A 19981-nucleotide genomic window follows, 5' to 3' on the forward strand; every position below is an offset into this window, starting at 1 on the left:
ACGAGGTCCGCCCCAGATGCATTTCCGCCGGCCTTCGGCCGTCGGTTCCGCGCGACTCTGCGAGTCGCGCGGCCGGTTTATGAACCCAAGCCCATGCGGCCGGGACTTTTTACGAGAGGCTCAAGTATTGTGTCCCCGAATCAGCGGCCGCGCTGGAGCTGGTCGAGCCAGCGCAGCTTGGGGTCGGAGATGGGCTTGTCCTGCAGGACCGAGGACTGGCGCAGCTGGTCCTCCTCGATGAGCTGCTGCTTGCGGTCGAGGTTCTCGTTGATGACCTGGTTGTAGCGCTCCACCAGGTTGTTCTTGGCCACCCAGTCCACGCCCCCGGTGTCGCCTGACTTGCGCGCCTCGTCCAGCCGCCAGGTCATGAAGTCGTGGATGAGGTCCAGGCTCACGGGCTTGCTGCTCTTGGCCGCGAATTCGATGACCTGCGGGTCGCTCTTGAGCGTCTCGAATCGGGTGCGCTCCATCTGCTTGACGTAGGAATCGATGAGGGCCCAGTCCACCTCGACCGAATGGCCGAGCTTGACGGACTGCGCCTGGGCGAACTCGTGCACGGACGGGTCGTTGCGCAGGTTCACGAACACGTCGTTGTTGCGGTACATATCCTCGAAAGTCGCGTCCTTCTGCAGGGTCTTGATGTCCATCATGAGGCGGAAGTTGCGCTGCGCGCCCAGCAGCACGCGGCCCACGTCGATGCGCCCCTCGGCCTGCAGCAGATGCACCGCGCTCATCTTGTTCGGGTCCATGACCAGCATCTCGTAGTTGGTGTAGCCCTTGAAGGCGTCGAGGCGCGGGTCGCCCTTGTCGCCCTTGTAGTCCAGGTCCAGGCCGCGGCCGCCCACGCGGGTGTCGAGCAGCAGGACCTTCACCTTGCCCGACTTCATGCCCGAGAGGTTCATCTGCTCGGCCACGTTGGCCTGCGGACGGTTGAGGCGCAGGTACTCCGCGTCCGAGAACACCTGCGCGATCTCGCTCTCCGAGGCCAAGCCGGACTTGATCAGGTACTTGCGCACGGTCTTCAGGGCCCGCGTGTCGGGCAGGCTGATGACCACCAAAGCCGTGGAGCCCTGCGGCCGGCTCACCCCGGCCAGGTAGTCGCGCACGCCGATGTCGGAGATGCTCCTGATGTCGATCACCGATTCCTTCTGGCCGGAAAGGCCCTGGCTCTCCAGGAAGGCCTTGACCGGCTCCGGCGCCCGGGCCAGGACATCGGGCGTCTTGATGGAGACGAAGCGGCCGCCCTCCATGGTCACGCCCTGGCGGCCGCGCAGCATCGCGAAGTAGTCATAGACCGGGCCGTCGGGCAGCTTCTCCAGGTCTATGACCATGGCGTCCTTCTTGGCCAGGCCCTGGGCCTCCAGGTAGGTGCGCACCTCGGGCGGCGCGTTGGCCTCCGGGGCCAGGACCTCGCCGGGGCGCACGGCCACCAGCTGGCGCGAGCGCTGCTGGCCCTTGAGCATGGCCTCGGCCACGCCCGTGTACTTGCCGCCCTCGCCCTCGCGCACGTCCACGCTCTGGTTGGCCGGCTTCTTGGCGCCCGAGCCGCCGATGGAGATGCCGCTCTCGCCCAGATGCTTGATGTACTTCTCGCCGGCCGTAGCCGAGAGGGCGAACATGCGCGTCTTCTTGTTGGAGGTCACGTCCTTGATGGTGGAGAGGGCCTTGTGCGTGTAGGGCAAGGTGATGTCGGTGCCGTATTCGAGCTCCCAGAACCGGCGCGTGGGGTTGTCCATGGTCTCGAACCACTGCCCGTTGTGGATGACGTTGGTCTTGTGGGTCAGGTTGTCCATGCGCACCGTGGCGATGTCGTCGTAATAGCCGCGCACCAGGTTCATGAATTCCTCGCGCACCCAGCTCCCTTTGGGCTGGATGGACAGCTTCGGCTTCCATGGCGGCCAGACGGACCACTCGACTTGGTACTGCTTGTTGGGGAACAGGTACGAGGTCAGCGCGTCGGCGAAGAGCTTGTCGCGCTGGCCCGCGGGCATCAGCGGGTCGGCCAGGATCTCCTTCATCATCTGCTTGGAGTAGTCCCGGGTCAGGCCGGTGATGCGCTCGTCGTAGAGCTTGATGGCCCGGTCCTGGGTCATCTGCATGCTGCGCAGCTGCACGTCCACCCCGGTCTTGAGCGCCGCCTCGCGCGCCTCGGCGCCCTGGAACACGGACTCCAGGCGCTCTACGAAGGAGGTCTCCAGGCCCGGCTGCGCCGCGCGCAGGGCCTTGAGGAAGCGCTCGCGCTCCGTGGCGTGCAGCCCGGCCATGTCCATGGCCTCGCCCAGGCTCTTGAGCGTGGCCTCCCGGTCGCCGGGCGGGAGGCTGGAGAGCTCCTGCCACTTCTCGGACTGGGTGCGCAGGATGGCCTCGGCCTGCTGGCGCAGCTTCAGGGCGGCCTCGGACTCGCCGGGCTTGGCCAGGCCCTCGACCGACTTCAGGCCCGCGCTGAGCTCCTCGGCGCCGCCGGTCATGAGGGCCTTGGACTTCTCCACGGCCTTCTTGGCCACCTCCCCCTCATCGCGCTCCCAGATGGGGCTGCGCGCCACGGCGAAGGCGTCGGCCTTCATCTTCTTGTAGATCCCGTAGAGCGGGTTCTCGGCGCCCGCGTAGGCGTCCAGGAGGGCCTTGCGGCCCTGCAGCAGGCGCAGGGCCGCGGCCTGGCTCTCGGCGTCGCCCTTGTTGATGAGGTCCAGGATCTGCTTGGAGTTGTCGCTGAAGCGCGCCTCGGCGACCCTGAGGTCCGCGGCGGTGATCCGCGTCTGGGCCGTCTCGCGCGAGCGGGCCAGCACGGCCTGCACGCCGTCGGCCTCCGCCTGGAGCGTGCCCAGCTCCTTCTGGAACGGCTCGATGGGCCGGCCGGCCTTGGTGGCGTCGAGGATCTGGTCGTCCACGGCCGCCATGCGGCGGCCCACCTCGTAGAGCTTGGAGACGTCGGCCTGGTAGGCGTCCAGGACGGCGTTCTGCTCGGGGCTGAAGGACTGGCGCAGGGCGGCGAGGTCGGTCTGCGCGCCGGAGAGCCGGGCGTCGCCGCGACGCTGGCCCAGGCCCGCGTTGATGCCTTGCGTCTCGGCCTTCAGGGCCTGCAGCTCCGTGGTCAGGGAACCCGGGACCGCGCCGGACTTGGCCGTCTCGCCCATGCGTTCCGTCAACGCCGTCATGCGCTGGCCCAGCTCGAAGAGCTTGGCCACCTCGGGGGCGGCCCCGGAGCCGCCCTTGCGCAGGCTCGCGAACTCCTTCTCGCTCTGCAAAGACCGGGAGACCTTGCCGCTGACCAGGTCGATCTGGCCCTGCACCCCCTCGAGGCTCTGGCGCAGGGAGGCCGAGGTCTCCGGGTTGGCCTCCGCCGCCATGCGTTGGCGCAGGTCCGCGGCCCGCTCCAGGAGCGTGCCGAGTTCGGTGACCCGCTTGACGTAGCCGTCCAAGGTCTTGGGCGCGCCTGCGGCCTGCTCGGACTTGGCCTGCTGGGACGGGAACTGCTCCTGCAGCTCGAAGACCTTCTCGACCAGGCGCTGGGCATGGCCGAACTGGTCGCCCGCGAAGCGCTGGGCCAGAGCCACCTCGCCCTGGGCCAGGCGCATCTCCGACTGCAGGGCCCCCTTCTGGGCCAGCAGGTCGCCCTTCTCGCCCGTGGTCTTGGCCAGCCGCTCGTCTAAGCCCGCGATCTGGCGCTTGAGGGTCTCGATGCGCGCTTCGGCCTTCTCGCGCAGGCCCGTGGCCTCCAGGCGCAGGCTCTCCACGCGCGCCTGCGCGTCGCCGCCCACCAGAGGCAGGAGGTTCTCCTGCCGGGTCAGGTTGTCGGACACCTCCTGGTTCATGGCCTTGCGCGCGACCGCGTCCATCACGACGCCTTGGTCGAGCAAAGAGGAGATCTTGGCCGCGGCCGCCTGCACCGAGCCCTTGGTGGCGTCGGGGATGCGCGCGGTGGAGTGCAGGACGTTCTGCTGCGCCTCCACGGCCTCCTTGAGCAAAGCTCCGAGGTCGGCGTCCTGCGGGGGGTTGGCCAAAGTATTGAGGAGCTCGCCCGTGGAGCGGCGCAGGACCTTGGCCTGCTCGCTGGCCGCCAAGTCCTTGGAGCCGAGCAGCTTCTGCTGCTCGACGAGCAGCTCGCGCACCACGGCCAGGTTCTCGGGCGTGGCCTGGGCGCGGGCCGCGTCCACCGCGGTCTGGACCTCCTGGCTCTTGGCGAAGAGGCGCGAGAGCGCCTCGGGGAAGGTCGCCAGGCCCGGCGCGGACATGGCCGCGTTGAGCGCGGAGAGGTGCGTGCGGATGGCCTCCTCGGCCTTGATGCGCCCCGCCGGGCTGTCCGCGCTGGAGAGCTGCTCGGCGGCCTTGAGCAGCTTCTCCGTGGCCGCGCGCGCGGCCCGGGACTCGGGGGTGCGCACGTCCAGGCCGTCGATGACGGACTGGGCCTGGCGGGCCTGGACCTTGACCTTCTCGGAGAGCTCGGCCGCGTCGCGCTGCAGGAGCTGCTCCATGCGGGTGTTGAGCTCCTCCATGCGGGTGTAGACCGAGTTCTTGCGCGTGATCTTGCCCGTGGTCTCGCCCAAGGTCAGGGCCGGCTGCAGGGCCGCGCCGTCCATCTCGTCGCCCAGGATCCAGACCTTCTCCACGTAGGTGCCGCCCTTGTTCTTGGCCTCCGCGATCTTGGACTTGAGGCCCTCATAGGTGTCGAACTCGAGCTTGGAGCCCACCTTGCGCAAGGAGCGCCATTCCAATTGGGCCTGGGCGTCGAGGTTGGACTGCACCGTGAAGAAGCCCACCTCCATGTTGTGCATGCGCGCGTCGGCCTCGGCGATGGGCATGAGCCCCTCGAAGGCGAGCAAAGTCTTGCCCCCGCCCGTGGTCAGGCGCATGAAGCCGCGCACCGGGGCCCCGCCCTTGCCCATCTCCACGACCTTGGTCAGGGACTCGAAGTAGGTGACGAACTGCCCGGGCCGCCAGCCGCTCAGGGCCGTGTTCTTGGAGTCGTGCAGGATGTAGGGGGCGCCCTTCATGTCGCTGTTGACCGCGGTGCGCAGGGCCGCGGCGTCCTCGGGCGAGATGGCGCGGCTGCTCAGGGCCTCCTTGATGCCCGTGTTGAACTCGCCCAGCATGGTCTTGAAGGGAGCGGCGTCGGCCACCGTGGTCTTGCGCGCGGCGTCGGGGACCGCGTCGCGCCACTTGGCCAGCTTGCCGCCGAAGGTGTCGAGCAGCTTCTGGACCCCGGGGCTGCCCTCGTACTGCACGCGCAGAGCGGAGAGCTCCTCGTTGACGAGCGCGTGGGTGGTCTCCACGTTGTTGAAGCTCTGGAAGCGCCCCTCCTGGGCCTCGATGAGCTTGAACATGCTGGAGAGCGCGTCGAACTGCTCCTGGGTCAGGGCGCCGGCCTTGAACTTGGCCTCGACTTTCTGGCTGAGGTCCCGCGTGACGTCCATGTAGGACTTCTTGGTGACCTGGAGCTCCACGTCCTGGCCCCACTGGGAGACGTTGTCCTTGAGCTCCTTGATGAAGCCGCCCAGAGCCTCGGCCTGGGCCTTGGTCTCGTGGACGTTGGCCGCGCTGGTCTTGAGGAGCCTCTCGGCGGGGCCGCCGGCCTTGCCCAGGCTGTTGGAATCGAGGTAGCGCTGGATGTAGCCCTGCGCCAGGCCCTGGATCTTGGGAGAGACCGCGATGCCGGCCGGGAGCTCCTCGAGCATCATGGCCGCGACCTCGCGCTGCACGCCGGGGTTGACCCGGCCGAAGCCCTCCACGTTGCTGCCGGGCTTGGCGCCGAGGATCTGCTCGGCCAAGGTCGGGTTCTTGACCAAGGCCAGCACGCACTGCTTGCGCGCCTCGATGCGCACGTCGTCCGTGTTGAAGAGCTCGCCGATCATCTTGCGCTCGGCGGGGTCGGAGCGCGAGATCTTGAGGAAGGCCTCCGGGTTGATGGTCCCGAGGTCGGCCTCGGCGTTGCCGCCCGAGACGAACTTCTTGAGCTCGCGGGCGATGGCGCGGCGCTTGATGTCCTTGGTGACCAGGAAGTTCGCGTCGGCATCCTTGGAGCCGTGGTAGGTGAAGTTGAAGACGCGCTGCATCAAGGGCGGCTTGTTCTTGCCCAGCATGGGCAGGTAGCTCAGGTCCGCCTCCGCGTTGGCCAGCTGGGCGTCCTTGCCCGCCTTTATGTACTCGTCCTCGCCCTGCGCGCTGCGCTGGAAGGACTGGGCCGCCACCTCGTACTTGGCCGGGTAGGTCGGGATGAGCAGCCAGAGCGGCGACTCGGACCAGGCCGCGCCTGTCTTCTCGGAGCGCTTGATGCGCCGCTCCAGGCCCGCCATGACTTCCAGCGGCATGTCCTGGAGCTGGGCCAGCTCGTCCTGCGAGGCCCCGGGGCGCACCACGTCCGCCTCGTTGAAGTTCGCGTACCAGCTGACCTTCTTGGCCGCCCAGCCCACGCCTTCGCTGAAGACCATGTACTTGGCCAGGCTGTCGGCCGTGCCCCAGGCGAACTGCATGACCTTGCCCACGCCGGAGGCCAGCGCGGAGCCGCCGAACTTGGCCCCGATGCCCTGGATCACGGAGCTGTAGGCGCCGCCGATGTGCTCGGTCACGTTGGCGACCAAGGAGGAGCGCTCCGCGGCTTGGCCGACCACCCACTTGGCGCCCTGTTGGAGCGAGCCGATGGCGCCTCTCTCGCCGAGGGTCTGGGTGATGCCCGCCAGGGAGCCGCCCTCGAAGTAGCTGGAAGGCAGTCCGATGTAGCCCAGCATGGGATGGAAGGAGTCGTTGGCCCAGTACACGCCGCCGGAGAAGCCCTGCGCGAAGGCGTCGGCGGGGTTGCTGAAGTTCGAGTCGCCCTCGCCGAACTTGACGATGCCGAGATTGAGCTTGAAGGGAGCCCGGCCCGTGAGGTCTCCCAAGGCCGTCATCGCGCCGGAGAGGGTCCCGGACATCAAGGAGAAAACCACTTGGCGGCCGGCGAAGCTGATGCTCCGGTTGGTGCTTTGGACCAGATACTCCCTCAGGGCCTGCATCCCGCCGCCTTTCATGTTCCCCGGCTTCATGGTCTCCCGCGAGGCCTCCAAGGAGGCCAGGCGCAGGCGGGCCTGCTCGGCCACGGCGGCGATGAGCTTGAGGTCGAGCTTGAGGGCCACATTCTCGACGATGGCCAGGCCCTTGCGCAGGAGCGGAGCGCCCAAGCCGATGGTCACGGACCAGGTGATCAGGCTGCCGGCCGTGTCGACCCAGCGGTTGATGGCGGCGATCTTGGTGATGTTGTCGCGGGTGGCCTTGAGCGCGGCGGCGAGCCTCGCCGCGTCGTTGACCTTGGGGGTCTCGCCGTTCAAGGACATGGTGGGGTGCTCGTAGACCGCGTCGGGGTTGAGCTTGATGATGGCGGCGCGCGCGTCCCAGTACTTGCCGTTGGATATCATCCCCGCGATCTTCTGATACTCGGGCAGGGCGTGGTTGACGTCCGCGCTGCTCTTGCCGTAGCTGGTCCCGCCCGCCACGGTGGCCGCGGCCTTGTGCCAGAAGCCCCAGGACCACCGGGATGACCAATTCCACGGCTTGATCGAGCCGTTGAAGTCGATCGGATTGATCGAGCCGTTCAACTGGGGAGCCCAGCTGCCGGACTGCTGCTGCAGGGCCAAAGTCATGCCCGGCGCGGCCGTGAAGAGCTCGTAGTTGGACCCGATCTCGCCGATCTCCTTCTGGCTGGAGTTCAGCGCCGCCTGAGCGAGGTCGAGGTTGGAGGCGTAGTCGGTCTTGCAGAGCACGTCCTCGACGCGGCCCAGCACGGCCAGGAGGCGCTCCAGGCGCGCCCGGAGCTTGTCGCCTTCGCCCTTGTAGCGGCCCTTGGCGGCCGCGTCCAGGGGCATGGTCTCCAGGCCAGCCTCCACCATCTTCGAGTCCGGGGAGGCGGGGTCGAGGCGCTCGAGCTGGCTGCGCACCGCGTATTTCTGGGCCTCCAGGAAGGCCAGCGAAAGGTAGCGCATCACGAACTGCTCGCCCATCTCCATGGATTTGACCTGCGAGTCCGTGATCGAGGTGGCGTCCTTGAACTTGCCCATCTCGCCCTGGAAGTAGGCGATGCCCTCGCCCGCCTTCTTGAGATAGCCGTCGCGCACCCGGGTCTTGGCCTCGGCGATGTCCCAGAGGGAGTAGGTCTTGCCCTTGTGGCTGTAGGTCTTGGCCTTGGCCTTCTGGATCAGCTCGGCCTCGAAGGCGGCGTTGACCTTGCCCGGGTCGTTGCGGTCGAAGAAGACCTGGTCCTTCTTCTGCTCTCCCAGGAGCTCGGCCATGAGGACCATGCGGTCCAGGCGCGTGGCGAGGTCGAGCTGGTCGGCCTGCAGCTTGAGGCGCCAGTAGCTGACCCCGAACATCTCGTAGTTGTAGCGGCCGGTCTCGGGGACGAAAGCGGCCTGCTGGGGCCGGGTCTTGTTGATCTCGCGCTGCATCTTCTGCAGCTCCCGGTTGTAGATGGTGACCTTGTTCTTGTTGAGCACGAAGGCCACGCCGTCCTTATCCCGGAACGCCCAGCCCTGCTCGGGGCCGAGGTCCACCTGGGTGTACTCGACCTTGGGGGCGCCCACGACCGCGGCCCCGGTCATCATGGCCTCGCGCAGAGTGCCCAGCGCGAAGGTGTCCTCCGCGGACCCGCCCGGGACCGCCGGGAGGTCGCCGAACTTCTCGTTGTAGCGCTGCAGGGCCGTCTGGAAGGCCTTCTGGTAGGCGTCCTCCTTTTCCTTGTATGTCCCGTTCTTGGTCAGGGCTTTGAACGAGTCCTGCATGCCCTGCACTTCCTCGTCCGCGGCCGAATCCGGCCGGCTCTTGAGGTATTTGTAGAGGACCGCGCCGAAAGGGGTGATGAAGCCGTCCGTGCCCACGAAGTCGCGCAGCTTCTGATTGTCGCCGTCGAAGGCGTGGCGCTTCTCGAGGTAGTCGAGGACTTGCTTGGGAGTGACGCTGACCTTGGTGGGGCCGGCGGGCGGCGGGTCGGCGGCGCGCAGCAGGGGGGCCCAGCCGGGCGGCGGGGTCAGCAGGCAGAGGCAGAGCCCGACGGCGAGGCTCCTGCGCGGCAGGTCCCGGAGACTCATGGCGTCCATAGTGTAGCAGTGGGAAGTCCCATTCCGCCAGGGACCCGAGGGCCCATAGCCCTTGGGGGATTAAGGCCCAGATGGCCTGGGCCGAAGGGCCCAAAAAAAAGGGGCGGCCCAGCGTCAGGGCCGCCCCGTGCGCGCCGACCTCAGAGCTTGTCGTCCTTGCAGGCCTTCAAGGCCGCCGGCTCATCCATGCCCCACCAGACGACCGGGCCCAGGCAGTTGTCAGCGGATTTCGTCTCATTCTCCGGGGTCCCGCCCTTCCGCTTGACGGCGTACCAAAGGCCTTTCTCCGCTTTGCCGGCGTAGCGGAACTGGCCGTCCGGGATACCTTGGTTCTTGAGCCCCCGCAGTCCGACCTTTTCGATCGGGACCGCCGGGATGGGCATGTGCAGCTTGGGGTCGCTTGCGAAAGCCAAGCCGGGGCGGCCGTTGCGCCGGACCTCCACCGTCTTGCCCTTGTCGTCGAGGATGGCGAAGCGGTAGGCGAGATACCACCGGCTGTTGTCGCCGTTGGCGTAGAGCCGGGCCGTGTCGTCGCCCGCCTTGGCGATGACGACCACGCTCTCCGCGGGGTTGACGTCCTTCTCCTCGAGGATGCTGGCCTGGTCCTGGAACGGCACGTCCGGGACCAGAGCGAAGTCGAAGGCATGGCCCGGGCCCGCGGTGTCCGCGTGGCCGGCCGCGGAGTTGAGGTTGTCCGCGATCTTCGGCCAGAACTGGCCGAAGAGCCGGTTGCCGCCGAGGTGGATGTCGATGGTCCCCGAGTCCATGCCGCCCTGGATGGTGTAGATCTCCGTCCCCTCCCTGAGCTTCATCACGGCGTCGAGGTTCTTCTGGACGTCCTGGGCGGTCTTGCCCTTCAAGGGGAACTTGCTCAGGTCCAAGGTGGACTTGAACAGCGCCGCGTCCGAGATGTTGAACGAGGACTTGCTGATCTTGCCGACGTTCTCGAAGGGATGGTTCTTGGCCTTGTCATCCTCGATCACCACCTTCGCGGGTCTCGCCAGGTCATAGAAAAGGGTCTCCCACGACCGCGTGATGGCGACGACGTGGCCGTCGATGAGGTGGAGCTCGTCGGCCGTCTCGCTGAGCGGCAGCTCCGCCGACATCGGCATGGGCATGTTGCGCGCCGAGGAGAGCTCCGCAGGGAAGATCCAGACATGCCAGTAGCCCAGCGGGGGCTTGCCGGCCAGCTTAAAGGTCCAGATCTCGATCTCCTTATCCTTGAGATCCTGGTTCAAGTCCTTGCTGATAGGGTCGATCTCGTAGTTGCCCCCCCGCAAGGTGGCCTTGACGGTCTCTAAGAGGGTCCCCGGCTTGGGGCCGGTGCCGCCGGTCTGTCCGCCCGTCGCCGTGGTGGTGGAGGTGGCGGCCCCGGGGGCGGGGTCCTGGTCGCCTGGCCCATCCTTGACCTCCCAATAGCCGTTGTCCCTGTTGAACTCCAGATGGTACGGCTTGCCGTCGGCGGCAGTGCCCAGATCCCGGCCCACCTTGTACGGGATGCTCTGGTTGCCTCCGTCCGGACCGCGCTGGTTGACCTCAGCCGCCATCTCGGGAGACAGGTTCCCGCCCGAAGCCAGGCTGTCCTTGAGGTCGCTCGGGAAGAAGAGCAGCGAGCCCTTGGCCCCGCCCTGCCCCAGCACATAGTAGGACTTGTCTCCGACCTTGGTGACGTTGCCCTCGTCGATGGCCTGCTGGGCGCGCAGCGTGAAGAGCTGCGACACCGAGGTCTGCATCTGTTTGGCATTGTCCTCGCGGCCGAAGGTGATCAACGTGTCGCCGCCGCTGGGGGTGAACTCCAGCGTGTACTTCGGCTTGCCCGCCACACGGTCGTCCAGGGCGAAGGTCGTCTTGTTGGCCCCGGCCGAGATGGAGAACTTCTGGCCGAAGGTGTCCGCCGAGTTGGTGATGTCGAAGACGCCGATCTTGTTGACCAGAGCCCCGTTCTCCTTGACCGTGTACATCTTGATGGAGATGGCGCGGGAGACCTTGTCGCCGTCCTGGTAGACGAATTCAGCGACCTTGGCGCCGCTGCGGAAGAGGCTGTTGTAGTCGAAGCCCTTGGCCGAGCCCGTGATGGGCTGGCCGCCCCCCGCGCCGGGCCCGGTCGTGGGCACGGCGATGCCCTCGGCCCGGGATTGGATCTGGTGGGCGATCTCGCCCAGCTCCTTGAGGACCGTGGGGTTGTTGAGGATGGCGGAGCTGATCTGGACCGCGCTGGCGGCATAGGACGCCTTGCCCTTCTCGGTGCCCAGGAAGCTCTGCACCCAGATCGCCGCGTCGGTCTGGGTGCACTGGCCCACGCCATTGGCGTCGGGCGGAGTCCGGGTCCAGGGCTTCATGCTCTCGATGAACTTCGCCGTGCGCTCGGCATTCTGGTTCGTCAACGCGCCGGCCAAAGCGGTGTCGCCGGCCAGCCAGGACGGGGCCTGGTCGCCCGCGCCCATCACGAAGTAGAGCTGGGCGACGGCTACGGCCTCGTCCTGCTTGACTTTCGCCGCCACCCAGGCGGCGGGCAGCTTCTTGATCCGCTCCACGACCTCCGGATGCTTGTCCCTCAGGTCCTTGGCGATGAACCCCTGGGCGTTGCCGTCGACGATGTAATCGGCGATGCGGGCGGCCATGGACTCGCCCACCTCTTTGGGGCTCTTGATGAGCTTGCGCGTGAGGATGGTGACGGGATTGGTCTCGCTGCCGCCGGACTTCTCGTCCGGCTGGCCGGCTCCGTCGGACCGTGCGGTCTGGTTGGCGAGCTGCGTCGGGGGTTTTGGGGCGGCAGCGGCCGTGTCCTCGTCCAAGGCGGCCTGGAGCCGGCTCTTCTGGCCTTTGGCGCTCGTGGTCAGGGCGGCATGGATGCCCTTGGCATCGAGCGACTTGCCCGGGTGGGCCTTGCTGTAGCTCGCGACGGCCTCGTTCATGGCCGCGTAGACCTTCCGCGTCGCGGCCTCGCCCCCTTCCTTTATCTTCTTGTATTCGCCGGGGTTCTTGTCCTTGATCATCTGCATGACCGAGACGTAAAGGGTGGCCGGGAGCCCCGGGGGCCGATTCTCGGTGACCGCGGCCGGAGCCTTCAAGTCCAGAGCCAACGGTTTGGACCCGCTCCGGTCCGCCAAGAGAGCGAGGGAATGGTTGAACACGATGACGTAGTTCAACACGTAGGGTTCGTTATCCACTCTTTCCGTCGTCTTGAACCTGTAGAGCTCGACGTTGTCCAGCGCCTTCGCGGCGCCCACCGCGTCATAGAGCTCGCAGGATTTGTTCTCGGCGAGAGCGACGACCTTGGATTTGGGGACGTAGTAGGTCTTGCCGTCGGACTTGCTGGTCACCTGCATCCAAGCGGGATTGCCGGGGACCTCGACGGGCGTCACGGTCTGCTGGGTCGAGGTGGCGGGGTCCCAATAGTAAGGCTTGCCGTTGACCATCATGCTGGCCTGGGAGAGGCTCGGCAGGAGCGCGGGGGCTGCGAGGGCCAATACGGCAAAAATGACCATGCGGGATTTGGGGTTCATGGCTTTCTCCGAAAGACTACGACTTTCTATGTTTTGAGCTGGTCCGACTATATGTTGCCTCCAATCGAGTCCTTACGGCAAGGGCCAAAGGGCCTAGGTCCGCTCACTTCGCCGCTCATTTGACCTTCGCGGTCGCCCCTCCTGGCACGCAGGCGTCGCTGGTGCTGCTTCCACCGCACAGGCTCTCAGTCCCGAGCCTCTGCAGGTCGGCAGTGGTCTTTTGGGATACTGCGCCATCATAGCCCGCCGTGGCAAGGTCACGCTCGCCGTTGACGGCGGTCGCAATCTCCCCGAGTTTGGCCTTCAGGTCGGCCACCGGAGGCGTCGCCGGGATCTCCTCCAATTTGGAGGCCACATTCTCTTGCAACTTGACGAGACCGACGTTCTTATCGCCCGCCAGACCTTCGTTGCTCAGGCCTCGGCCGTAGTTCACGTACCCTTGCAAGGTCTGGGACAGCGCCACCTCATTGCTCTTGGCAGGTTCGCCCCCGCCCTTTTTCAAGGCATCCATCTGCAGGTTGGCGGTCTTCTGCAAGCCTCCGGCGGCTTTGGAATCCTTCGGCGTGCAGTCCGGGTTGCCGCAGGCCTGCTGGAGGGCGTCAGTGATCCCTCCCTCAGCGGACTTGATGTATTTTTCAAAACAGCCCTTCGCGTCCGTGCCGCAGCCTTCCAGCTTCTTGCCGGATGCGGGCACCCCTGACAGCGCGCCCCGAGCCTCCTTGGTATCGCCCTTGGCCTTGTTCAATGCCGCGATGACCTTGTCGATCTGGTCCTGCGTCTTCTGGACCTCCGGGATCCCCGCCGCGAACTGTTTCTGGGCCTGCTTCTGGGCCTCGGTGACCTTCCCGTCGTTATCCGCGCAGCCGGCGCACAGCTCGGGGTCCTTCCAACCTGCGACCGCGGGCTTGATGGTATTAGTCAGCAGGGTGTTGGCTTCAGCGACCGTCGTAGGCTGGGGCGGAGTGGTGCCATCGAGCTTGTTGGTCACATCCTCCTTGACCTTGTTGGTCTCGCCGGTCTTGAGCGCCTCGATGTTCTTCTGGAGCAGGTTGTCGGCATCGGTGAGCTTGAGGTACCCCGCCTTCACGTAATCCTGATTGCTCTTCGTCAGCCTGCCTGCGATGTTGCCCTCCGGCACGAAATTCTCCACCGTCGCTTGGCCGCATTGCACGCTCTTGACGTTGCCGGACATCGCGTTGTTCGCGGCCATGACCGCGGCATAGGCCCGCGCCACCGGCTGGCTGACCGCTTTGTAGGTCTCGTCCTGCGCGGCGGCCATGTCGTTGCAGAGCTTGTCGTAGTTCCCCGTCATGCCGCCGGGGACCGAGGTCCTCGGCTTGGTGGGATCGGTGCCGGGGACGTTGGCATTGTTCGGCGCGACCTCCGCTTTCGGCTTGGCATCCGACGCGTCTCCTTTCTGCTTCGAGCAGGAATAGCCGCCTTGAGGGATAGGCGGACTATAAGCGTCGAAACAGATATACAAAGTGCCTTGGCTGAATTGGCAGCACGCACCGGTGACATCCTTGCCGCAGGTCTTGGTGGAGCTTGGGAAGTTCTTGCCGCCGTCGCACTGGTAATAGGAGGTGCCAGGAGCATCAGAGCCGATCTGCTTGACCGCGTCGGCGATGCCGGCGGTGAGCGCCTTGAAGGGCGTCATCACGGCCTCCTCGAGCATCTTCTGCTTGAGGTCGGGCCAGAGCATGGCTTCCTTCTCCTTGAGCTTCCAGTAGAGGTCTATGGCCTTCTGCTGGTTCTCCTTGGCGGCCAAGAACGCCAAGGACTCGCCCAAAGACTTGGAGTCCTTGTTCCCGTTGCCGCTGCCCCCCTTGTCGTCCTTGCCCGACCCGCCCTCGCCTATGCCGCCGCCGGAGCCTGTCGGCATGTTCATCCCGGCGGCCTGCTCGGCGGCGTTGACGGCCGAGCCCTGCCGGTTGAGGGCGTTGCCCGCGTTGTCCGCGGCCTTCTTCAATGCGGCCAAGGAGCTCGCGCTGCCGCCCGTCGGACTGTGGGCCCCCACTCCCGCGTAGCCCGGCATCTTGCTCACGTAACCCAAAGAATTGCTCTGGGCGGCCGTGTTGGGCGCATGCGCGTTGATCGGCGGCGGCGCCCAGCTGGCGCCTCCACCCCCGCCCGAGCCCGCGCTCAGGCCGCGCAGGCCCGCGTTGGTCAAAGCGGGCTTGGGCACGGGCAGGCTGGCGGCCTTGGTCGCCGCCGACGCGCCCTTGGACGCCGCGTTGGCGATGGCGTCCTTCCAGTCCGTGTTCTCCTTGGCCGCAGGCGCCGCCGCCGTGGCGGTCGCCGCGGGCTGCTGAGCGGCTCCGGGGCCCATGACCAAGGCGGAAGGGTCGCGCACGTTGAGGGGCGTGATCACGTCGCCGCCGCTGCCGGCGAAGCTGCCGGGGGCCATGCCGTTGACTCCGGGCTCGAAGGGGGAACTCCCGTCCCCGAAGCGGCCGCCCTTGTTCATGAAGTCCCAGCCCGGCTTGAAGGTGCCGTCGCCCGCGTTCTCCGGGCTCATCATGAAATGCTCGGCCAAAGGCGCCATGAACAGCACGCCCAGACCCGCCAGGATGAAGGCCAGGTCCTTCTTCTTGAACTGCTTGATGCGTTCCACGAGGGAAAGCCTCGCGGCGAGTCCCTTGATCCGGACCTGGGGTTTCTGGGAATCCTTGAGGGTGGGGATCTTCGGTTTCTGGTCCATAAAGGTTCTCCTAGGCCTGCCTTCTACATATCAAGAAAGACCCGCGAAAACGATTCTAAGATGCGCGACTCCACTCGACGGAATCGAGGATAGTGTAATATGGCCCCTAGAGATTGTCAATAGTGCCAAGCACTTTTTACCGAATTTAAACCAAGCCCGAGGGAAAAGCGGAATAGGGCTTAAAAAGGGCCCCTCAGAACAGCCCTGTGAAGAAGGAGCGCGAGGGGGCGGGCGGCAGTAGCGAATCGCAGTCCGTCAGCGTGCAGCCCTCCGAGGCGGTCAACGGGCAGGCCTCGATGTGCGCGCACTGCGCCGCATTGTAGAGCCTGCAGGAGGCCGTCACCTCGGCGGCCTTCTCGTCGCAGCGGCGGCGGCTCTCCCGGGAGCCCCAACTCGGCGGGCAGCCCAAAGCCCGGAACTGCTCGATGCGCGCCTGGAGCGCCAGGGAGAGCTCCTTCTCCCGCGCCGAATAATCCGCGTCGGCCCGCCGGCAGGTCTGCAGGTCCTTCAGGACCTGGTCCGCCTCATCCGGGGCGCCGGCGCCCCGGGCCTCGGCCGGCGAGAGCTGGGACGTCCCGTCCACTTGGGGGGTGCTCAGGGATGAAGGACTGGCGGCCTTGACTTGGTTGCCGTCGTAGACCGCGCCCAGGTTGGCGGCCGCGAATTCGGTGGTGCAGCCGGTGGCAGCGGTGCAGTCCGGGGCGCGGGAGCCGCTCGCCCGGTCGCGAGCCTGGACCAGGTCCGTGACGGACTTGGCGCGGCTGTCGAGCAGGCTGCGGTCCATGCTCGCGCGCATTTCCACGGAGAGCGCCTTGCCCTTGGCCTTGGGCAGCCGGCCGGGGCTCACGCCCCGGACCCCTCCCGCGCCCGCCGCCGGGACGTCGGAGCCGTCGAGAGCGCCGCGCAGGTCCTCGCCCGCGCGCCCCTCCGCCCCCTGGCTGCCGGCGAAGAAGCCGCGGCCGGCATAAGCCGTGGGCTGGCCCAGGTCCGCGCTGGCCGCGCGCTGGCCCTCCAGGTCCTCGTCGCTGAGCGCCACGCCCCGGCCCGCGCGCCTGGCGTCCTCCGGGGTCAAGATGCCGCGCACGCTCTTGGCCGCTGCGCCGGGGGAGGCGACCAGGCCCAGCTCCGCGGCGTCGCCCCGGACGAACTCCACCGAGGAAGGGCCGGCCGCGGCCGGCCCGCGGCCGAAGATGGTGGCCCAGGACAGGCCTTGGTCGCGCTTGACCGCGCTGAAGGAGGCCCGCAGCCGGGACAAGGACCCGGCCGCGCCCGCCGAGCCGGTGAGGAGGTTCGAGCGCGAGACGAACACGAGCGCGAGGGATACCGCGGTGAGGCAAAGCAGGGCGACCAGGACCCGGCGGCCCCGCAGCCACATCCCCAGGATTCCCCTCTTCTTGTTGCGCTCCAGGAAATCGGACATGTTCTTTTGCCTGATCGATGATAGTGTAATATGACCCACAAAAATTGTCAATACCGGCAAGCATTTTTTTGAAACACGGCTTTTTCTTGATATAATCGGTCACCATGGCGGACGCAGTCCAGCCGGCTCTGCCCAGCTTCGACGTCATGTTCCAGCGCGCCCTCCTGATCTATCGCGCCCGCTGGCGGACCGTGGCCTCCATAATCGCCATCGGAGCGGCCGCCACGCTGGCCGCGGCCGTGGTCGTCCCGCTCCTGCTGTTCTTGGTCCTGCTGCGGCAAGCGCCCGGCCGGTCGTGGGAAGCCTTCATCTTCTCCACGGCCTGCGCGGTCTTCCTGGCCAGCGCCGTCTTCTTGTGGGCCCAAGTCGCCCTCGGGCTCTGCCTCGTGGACCCCGAGCGCGGCCCGGGCGCCAAGGAGTGCTTCGACGCGGCCTGGGCCAGGATGGCGGGTTTCGCGTGGGTCTGCCTGCTGGTGGGGGCGGCGTGCGCGGGCGGCTTATTCCTGCTCGTGGTCCCGGGGCTGGTCCTTTCGGTGTACCTGTGCTTCGCCCCCTTCATCTACCTCAGCGAGGGAATCGGCGGCTTCGACGCCCTGCTCAAGAGCTGCCATTACATCCGCGGCCGGTTCTGGCCCGTCACGGGCAGGCTGACGGCGTTCTGGGTCCCGGCCGCGGCCACCGCCTTCGTCCCCTTCGCCAAGGGGCCGGCCAGGCTCGTGGTCATGCCCTTCGTCCTCATCGGCAGCGCGCTTTTGCTGGCGGAGCTGCGGCGCCTGCGCGGCCAGACGCCGTTCGCGCCTTCCCGGCGGGCGAAGCTGCTCCTGGCGCTGGCCGTCTCGGGCCTGGCCGTGCCCGTTTATCTGCTGCCGCGCGCGCTGGGCTGGGCCTCGCCCCGCGTCCTGGCCATGGAGAGCCGGCTGGCGCGCAAAGCGCTGGATTCTCTGGCGCCGCGGCGTCCCGGACGCCGGGGGCCTTGACAGCCCCAGCGGCTGTGTTATACCTTGCTGGAAGACCAAATGCCCGCTTGCGAAAAGTACCTTGACATCGAGGCCTCCCCCCAGCGCATCTGGGACTTCATCTCCGATTTCAGCAACTGGGGAAAGGCGCTCGAAATCGGAAGCCCGCTGCGCCCCTCCTTTCCCCTGACCTGCACCTTCCGTCTAGCCGAGGGTTCGGTCCCCGGCGAGAACGCGGTCGTGGTGATGAGCCAGGACCCGGACAAGTATGGATTGACTAGGCGCGGCAGCCGGGAGAGGCCCTTGGCTTGGCGCATCCTGGAATGGGTCCCTCTGAGGAGCATCGCCCTCGGGACCCAGCGGTCTGGATGGATCTTGAACTACACCGCAGCCATGGCTTTCACCATCGAGCCCAAGGGCCAGCTCTCCACGCGGGTCGGGTTCGCGAGCGATGTGGAGACGCCGGGCAGGCTGCTGCAGCTTTTGTACTCCGAGTCGCGGGTCCAAAGGAACGCCGAGGAGCAGGCCCGCAACGTGCTCGCCCGTCTGAGGGAAGCGGTCCTGCCCTGAGAGCGGCGTCCGCCTAGCCTCCGGCTTTCCCGCCCAAGGCCTTGCCGATCACGCTCGATACGCCCGCGAGGGCGGCGACGATGGCCAGGACCACGGCCAGGTCCTCGGCCGAGCCTCCGTTCCACGCGAAATAGGTGGCGAGCATCCCGTCGAGCACGGTGATGCCTCCGGCGATCATGAACATGGTGCCTTGAGGCGCGCCGCCCATGGAATTGATCTGCGCGCCGTTGGAGACGATCATCATGCCCATGAGGGTGCCGATGACGCCAAGGATATCCGCGATGTAGCAGAGAGTCCAATACAACCATGCCGTATACGGGATATTGAACATCTCGGCGAGCATGGACAGGACGGCTGACATCGCGAGCAGGCTGGCGGCCGTGTAGACCATCTGCGTGGTGTCATCCACCAGCTTCTGCCAGGGCGTGGAGTTCTGGCCGTTCGGATTGGTGGTGACGCAGGCGTGCCCGTTCCAATAGGCGCCCGCCTCGTAATCGCACGAAGGGTGGTCGATGGTGGGGGTGTAAGCGGGAGCGCCCGTCCCGCTGCCGGTGCCGCTGCCGGTGCCGCTGCCGGTGCCGCTGGCGGTCTGGTCGGTCGGAGAAGTGGGCGGGGTGCCGCCGATGAGCTCGGTGGCCAAGAACTGGCTCGAAGCCGCCGCGGAGTTGGCCTCGGTGACCCGGCCGCTGGCCCGGATGGCGGGATTGTATTTCGACGCCATGCCGCGCAGCAGGGCCAAAGACCTGCTGGGGGAATTGCCCAAGTGCTTGAGCTTCATGCCTTGTCCCATCCGGGGGCTCTTGGCCTGCAAAGACCCGCCCGTGCCGGCCTTGGCCGCGCTCTGCCCGAATTGCCCGAGCATGCCGGACTCGGCCAGGGACTTCTGCATGTCCGCGCCGCCGCCGGCGCCGGGACCGCCGGCGAGGGCGGAGCCGGCGCCGACCTGTCGGCCCAAGCCGCTGCTGAGCTTGGAGCCGCTGAGGTCATGCGCCATCTTGTCGACGGGCATCCCGTTGCGGAGCTCCGAGCTGGCGCCGGCCCCCTCCGAGGGCAGCCCCTCCTCCTCCGGCGTGCCCCCGGCCCCGGGCCCCGCCGCGCTGGCGGACGGGGACTGCCCGTCGGAGGCCAGCAGCCCATCGCCGGACGGGGCCATGCCCAGCCCCGCGTCGCCGGCTTGGCGGCTGATCTTTCCCGAGGAGGCGATGCCGCCCAGGTCCGGCAGCGAGCCGCTCCCCTCACCCCTGAAGGAGCCATGCATCAGACGATAGCCGACGACCGCGGCCAGGCCGGCGACGAGAGCGGCCGCGGCCAAGACTGCGGCCTTCCCCAGCAAGGTCGCGGTCATGGCCGAGAAGAAGCCCCCGACCTGGGCGAAGAGACCGGCGAAGAACCCGGTCCCGGCCCCGGCCCCAGCCCCGAGCCCGGCTCCGGCCTCCCCCAACGCGCCGACTCCCAGACCCCGCGCCGCGCTGGCCGCGGCCCGGGCGATGCTGGCCGCGGCCCGGGCGCCCCCGCCGGTGGCGCCGCTGAAAGGAGCCCCGGCCGGCTTGGCGCTGCCCCAGGCCGCGCCGGTCTTCTTGCGCTCCTCTTCCTTCTTCTTCAGGTTCGGGATATCAGCGGCAGGGACATCCTCTTTGGGGAGCTTGGAGTCGTCTTTGTCAGGCATAGCGCTAGCCCTCTGCTTGGGCTCATCGGTCATGGACGGCGGAAGAGACCCGCCAAGTTGAGTTTAGCCCCCGAAGCCCTATTTGTCAATGGAAACCATGATA

7 protein-coding genes are annotated in these 19981 nt (G+C 67.2%); 2 read left to right on the forward strand and 5 right to left on the reverse strand.

Annotated elements, in window-relative coordinates; all coding sequences use genetic code 11:
* Positions 1 to 140: 140 nt before the first annotated feature.
* The 4 genes from NTY77_09355 to NTY77_09370 form a co-directional block, all read right to left on the reverse strand.
* A complete protein-coding gene (locus NTY77_09355) occupies positions 141 to 9050 on the reverse strand; it encodes a hypothetical protein (GenBank protein ID MCX5795686.1) in 8910 nt (2969 codons plus the stop codon).
* A 149-nt stretch (positions 9051 to 9199) separates the two neighbouring features.
* A complete protein-coding gene (locus NTY77_09360) occupies positions 9200 to 12565 on the reverse strand; it encodes a hypothetical protein (protein MCX5795687.1) in 3366 nt (1121 codons plus the stop codon).
* A 115-nt stretch (positions 12566 to 12680) separates the two neighbouring features.
* A complete protein-coding gene (locus tag NTY77_09365) occupies positions 12681 to 15266 on the reverse strand; it encodes a hypothetical protein (protein ID MCX5795688.1) in 2586 nt (861 codons plus the stop codon).
* Positions 15267 to 15459: 193 nt separating this feature from the next.
* Entirely contained in the window at positions 15460 to 16686 is a 1227-nt protein-coding gene (locus NTY77_09370) for a hypothetical protein (protein ID MCX5795689.1), read from the reverse strand.
* A 104-nt stretch (positions 16687 to 16790) separates the two neighbouring features.
* On the opposite strand from NTY77_09370, the gene NTY77_09375 reads away from it, so the two are divergent.
* Entirely contained in the window at positions 16791 to 17663 is an 873-nt protein-coding gene (locus tag NTY77_09375; GenBank protein ID MCX5795690.1) for a hypothetical protein, read from the forward strand.
* Positions 17664 to 17702: 39 nt separating this feature from the next.
* Complete coding sequence (locus tag NTY77_09380) at positions 17703 to 18212, forward strand: SRPBCC family protein (protein MCX5795691.1); 510 nt, start codon at positions 17703 to 17705, stop codon at positions 18210 to 18212.
* 13 nt (positions 18213 to 18225) lie between these two features.
* Here the strand turns inward: NTY77_09380 and NTY77_09385 are convergent, their stop codons facing one another.
* Entirely contained in the window at positions 18226 to 19878 is a 1653-nt protein-coding gene (locus tag NTY77_09385; GenBank protein MCX5795692.1) for a hypothetical protein, read from the reverse strand.
* Positions 19879 to 19981: the final 103 nt, after the last annotated feature.

This window comes from Elusimicrobiota bacterium (assembly GCA_026388095.1).
Taxonomy (GTDB): domain Bacteria; phylum Elusimicrobiota; class Elusimicrobia; order UBA1565; family UBA9628; genus UBA9628.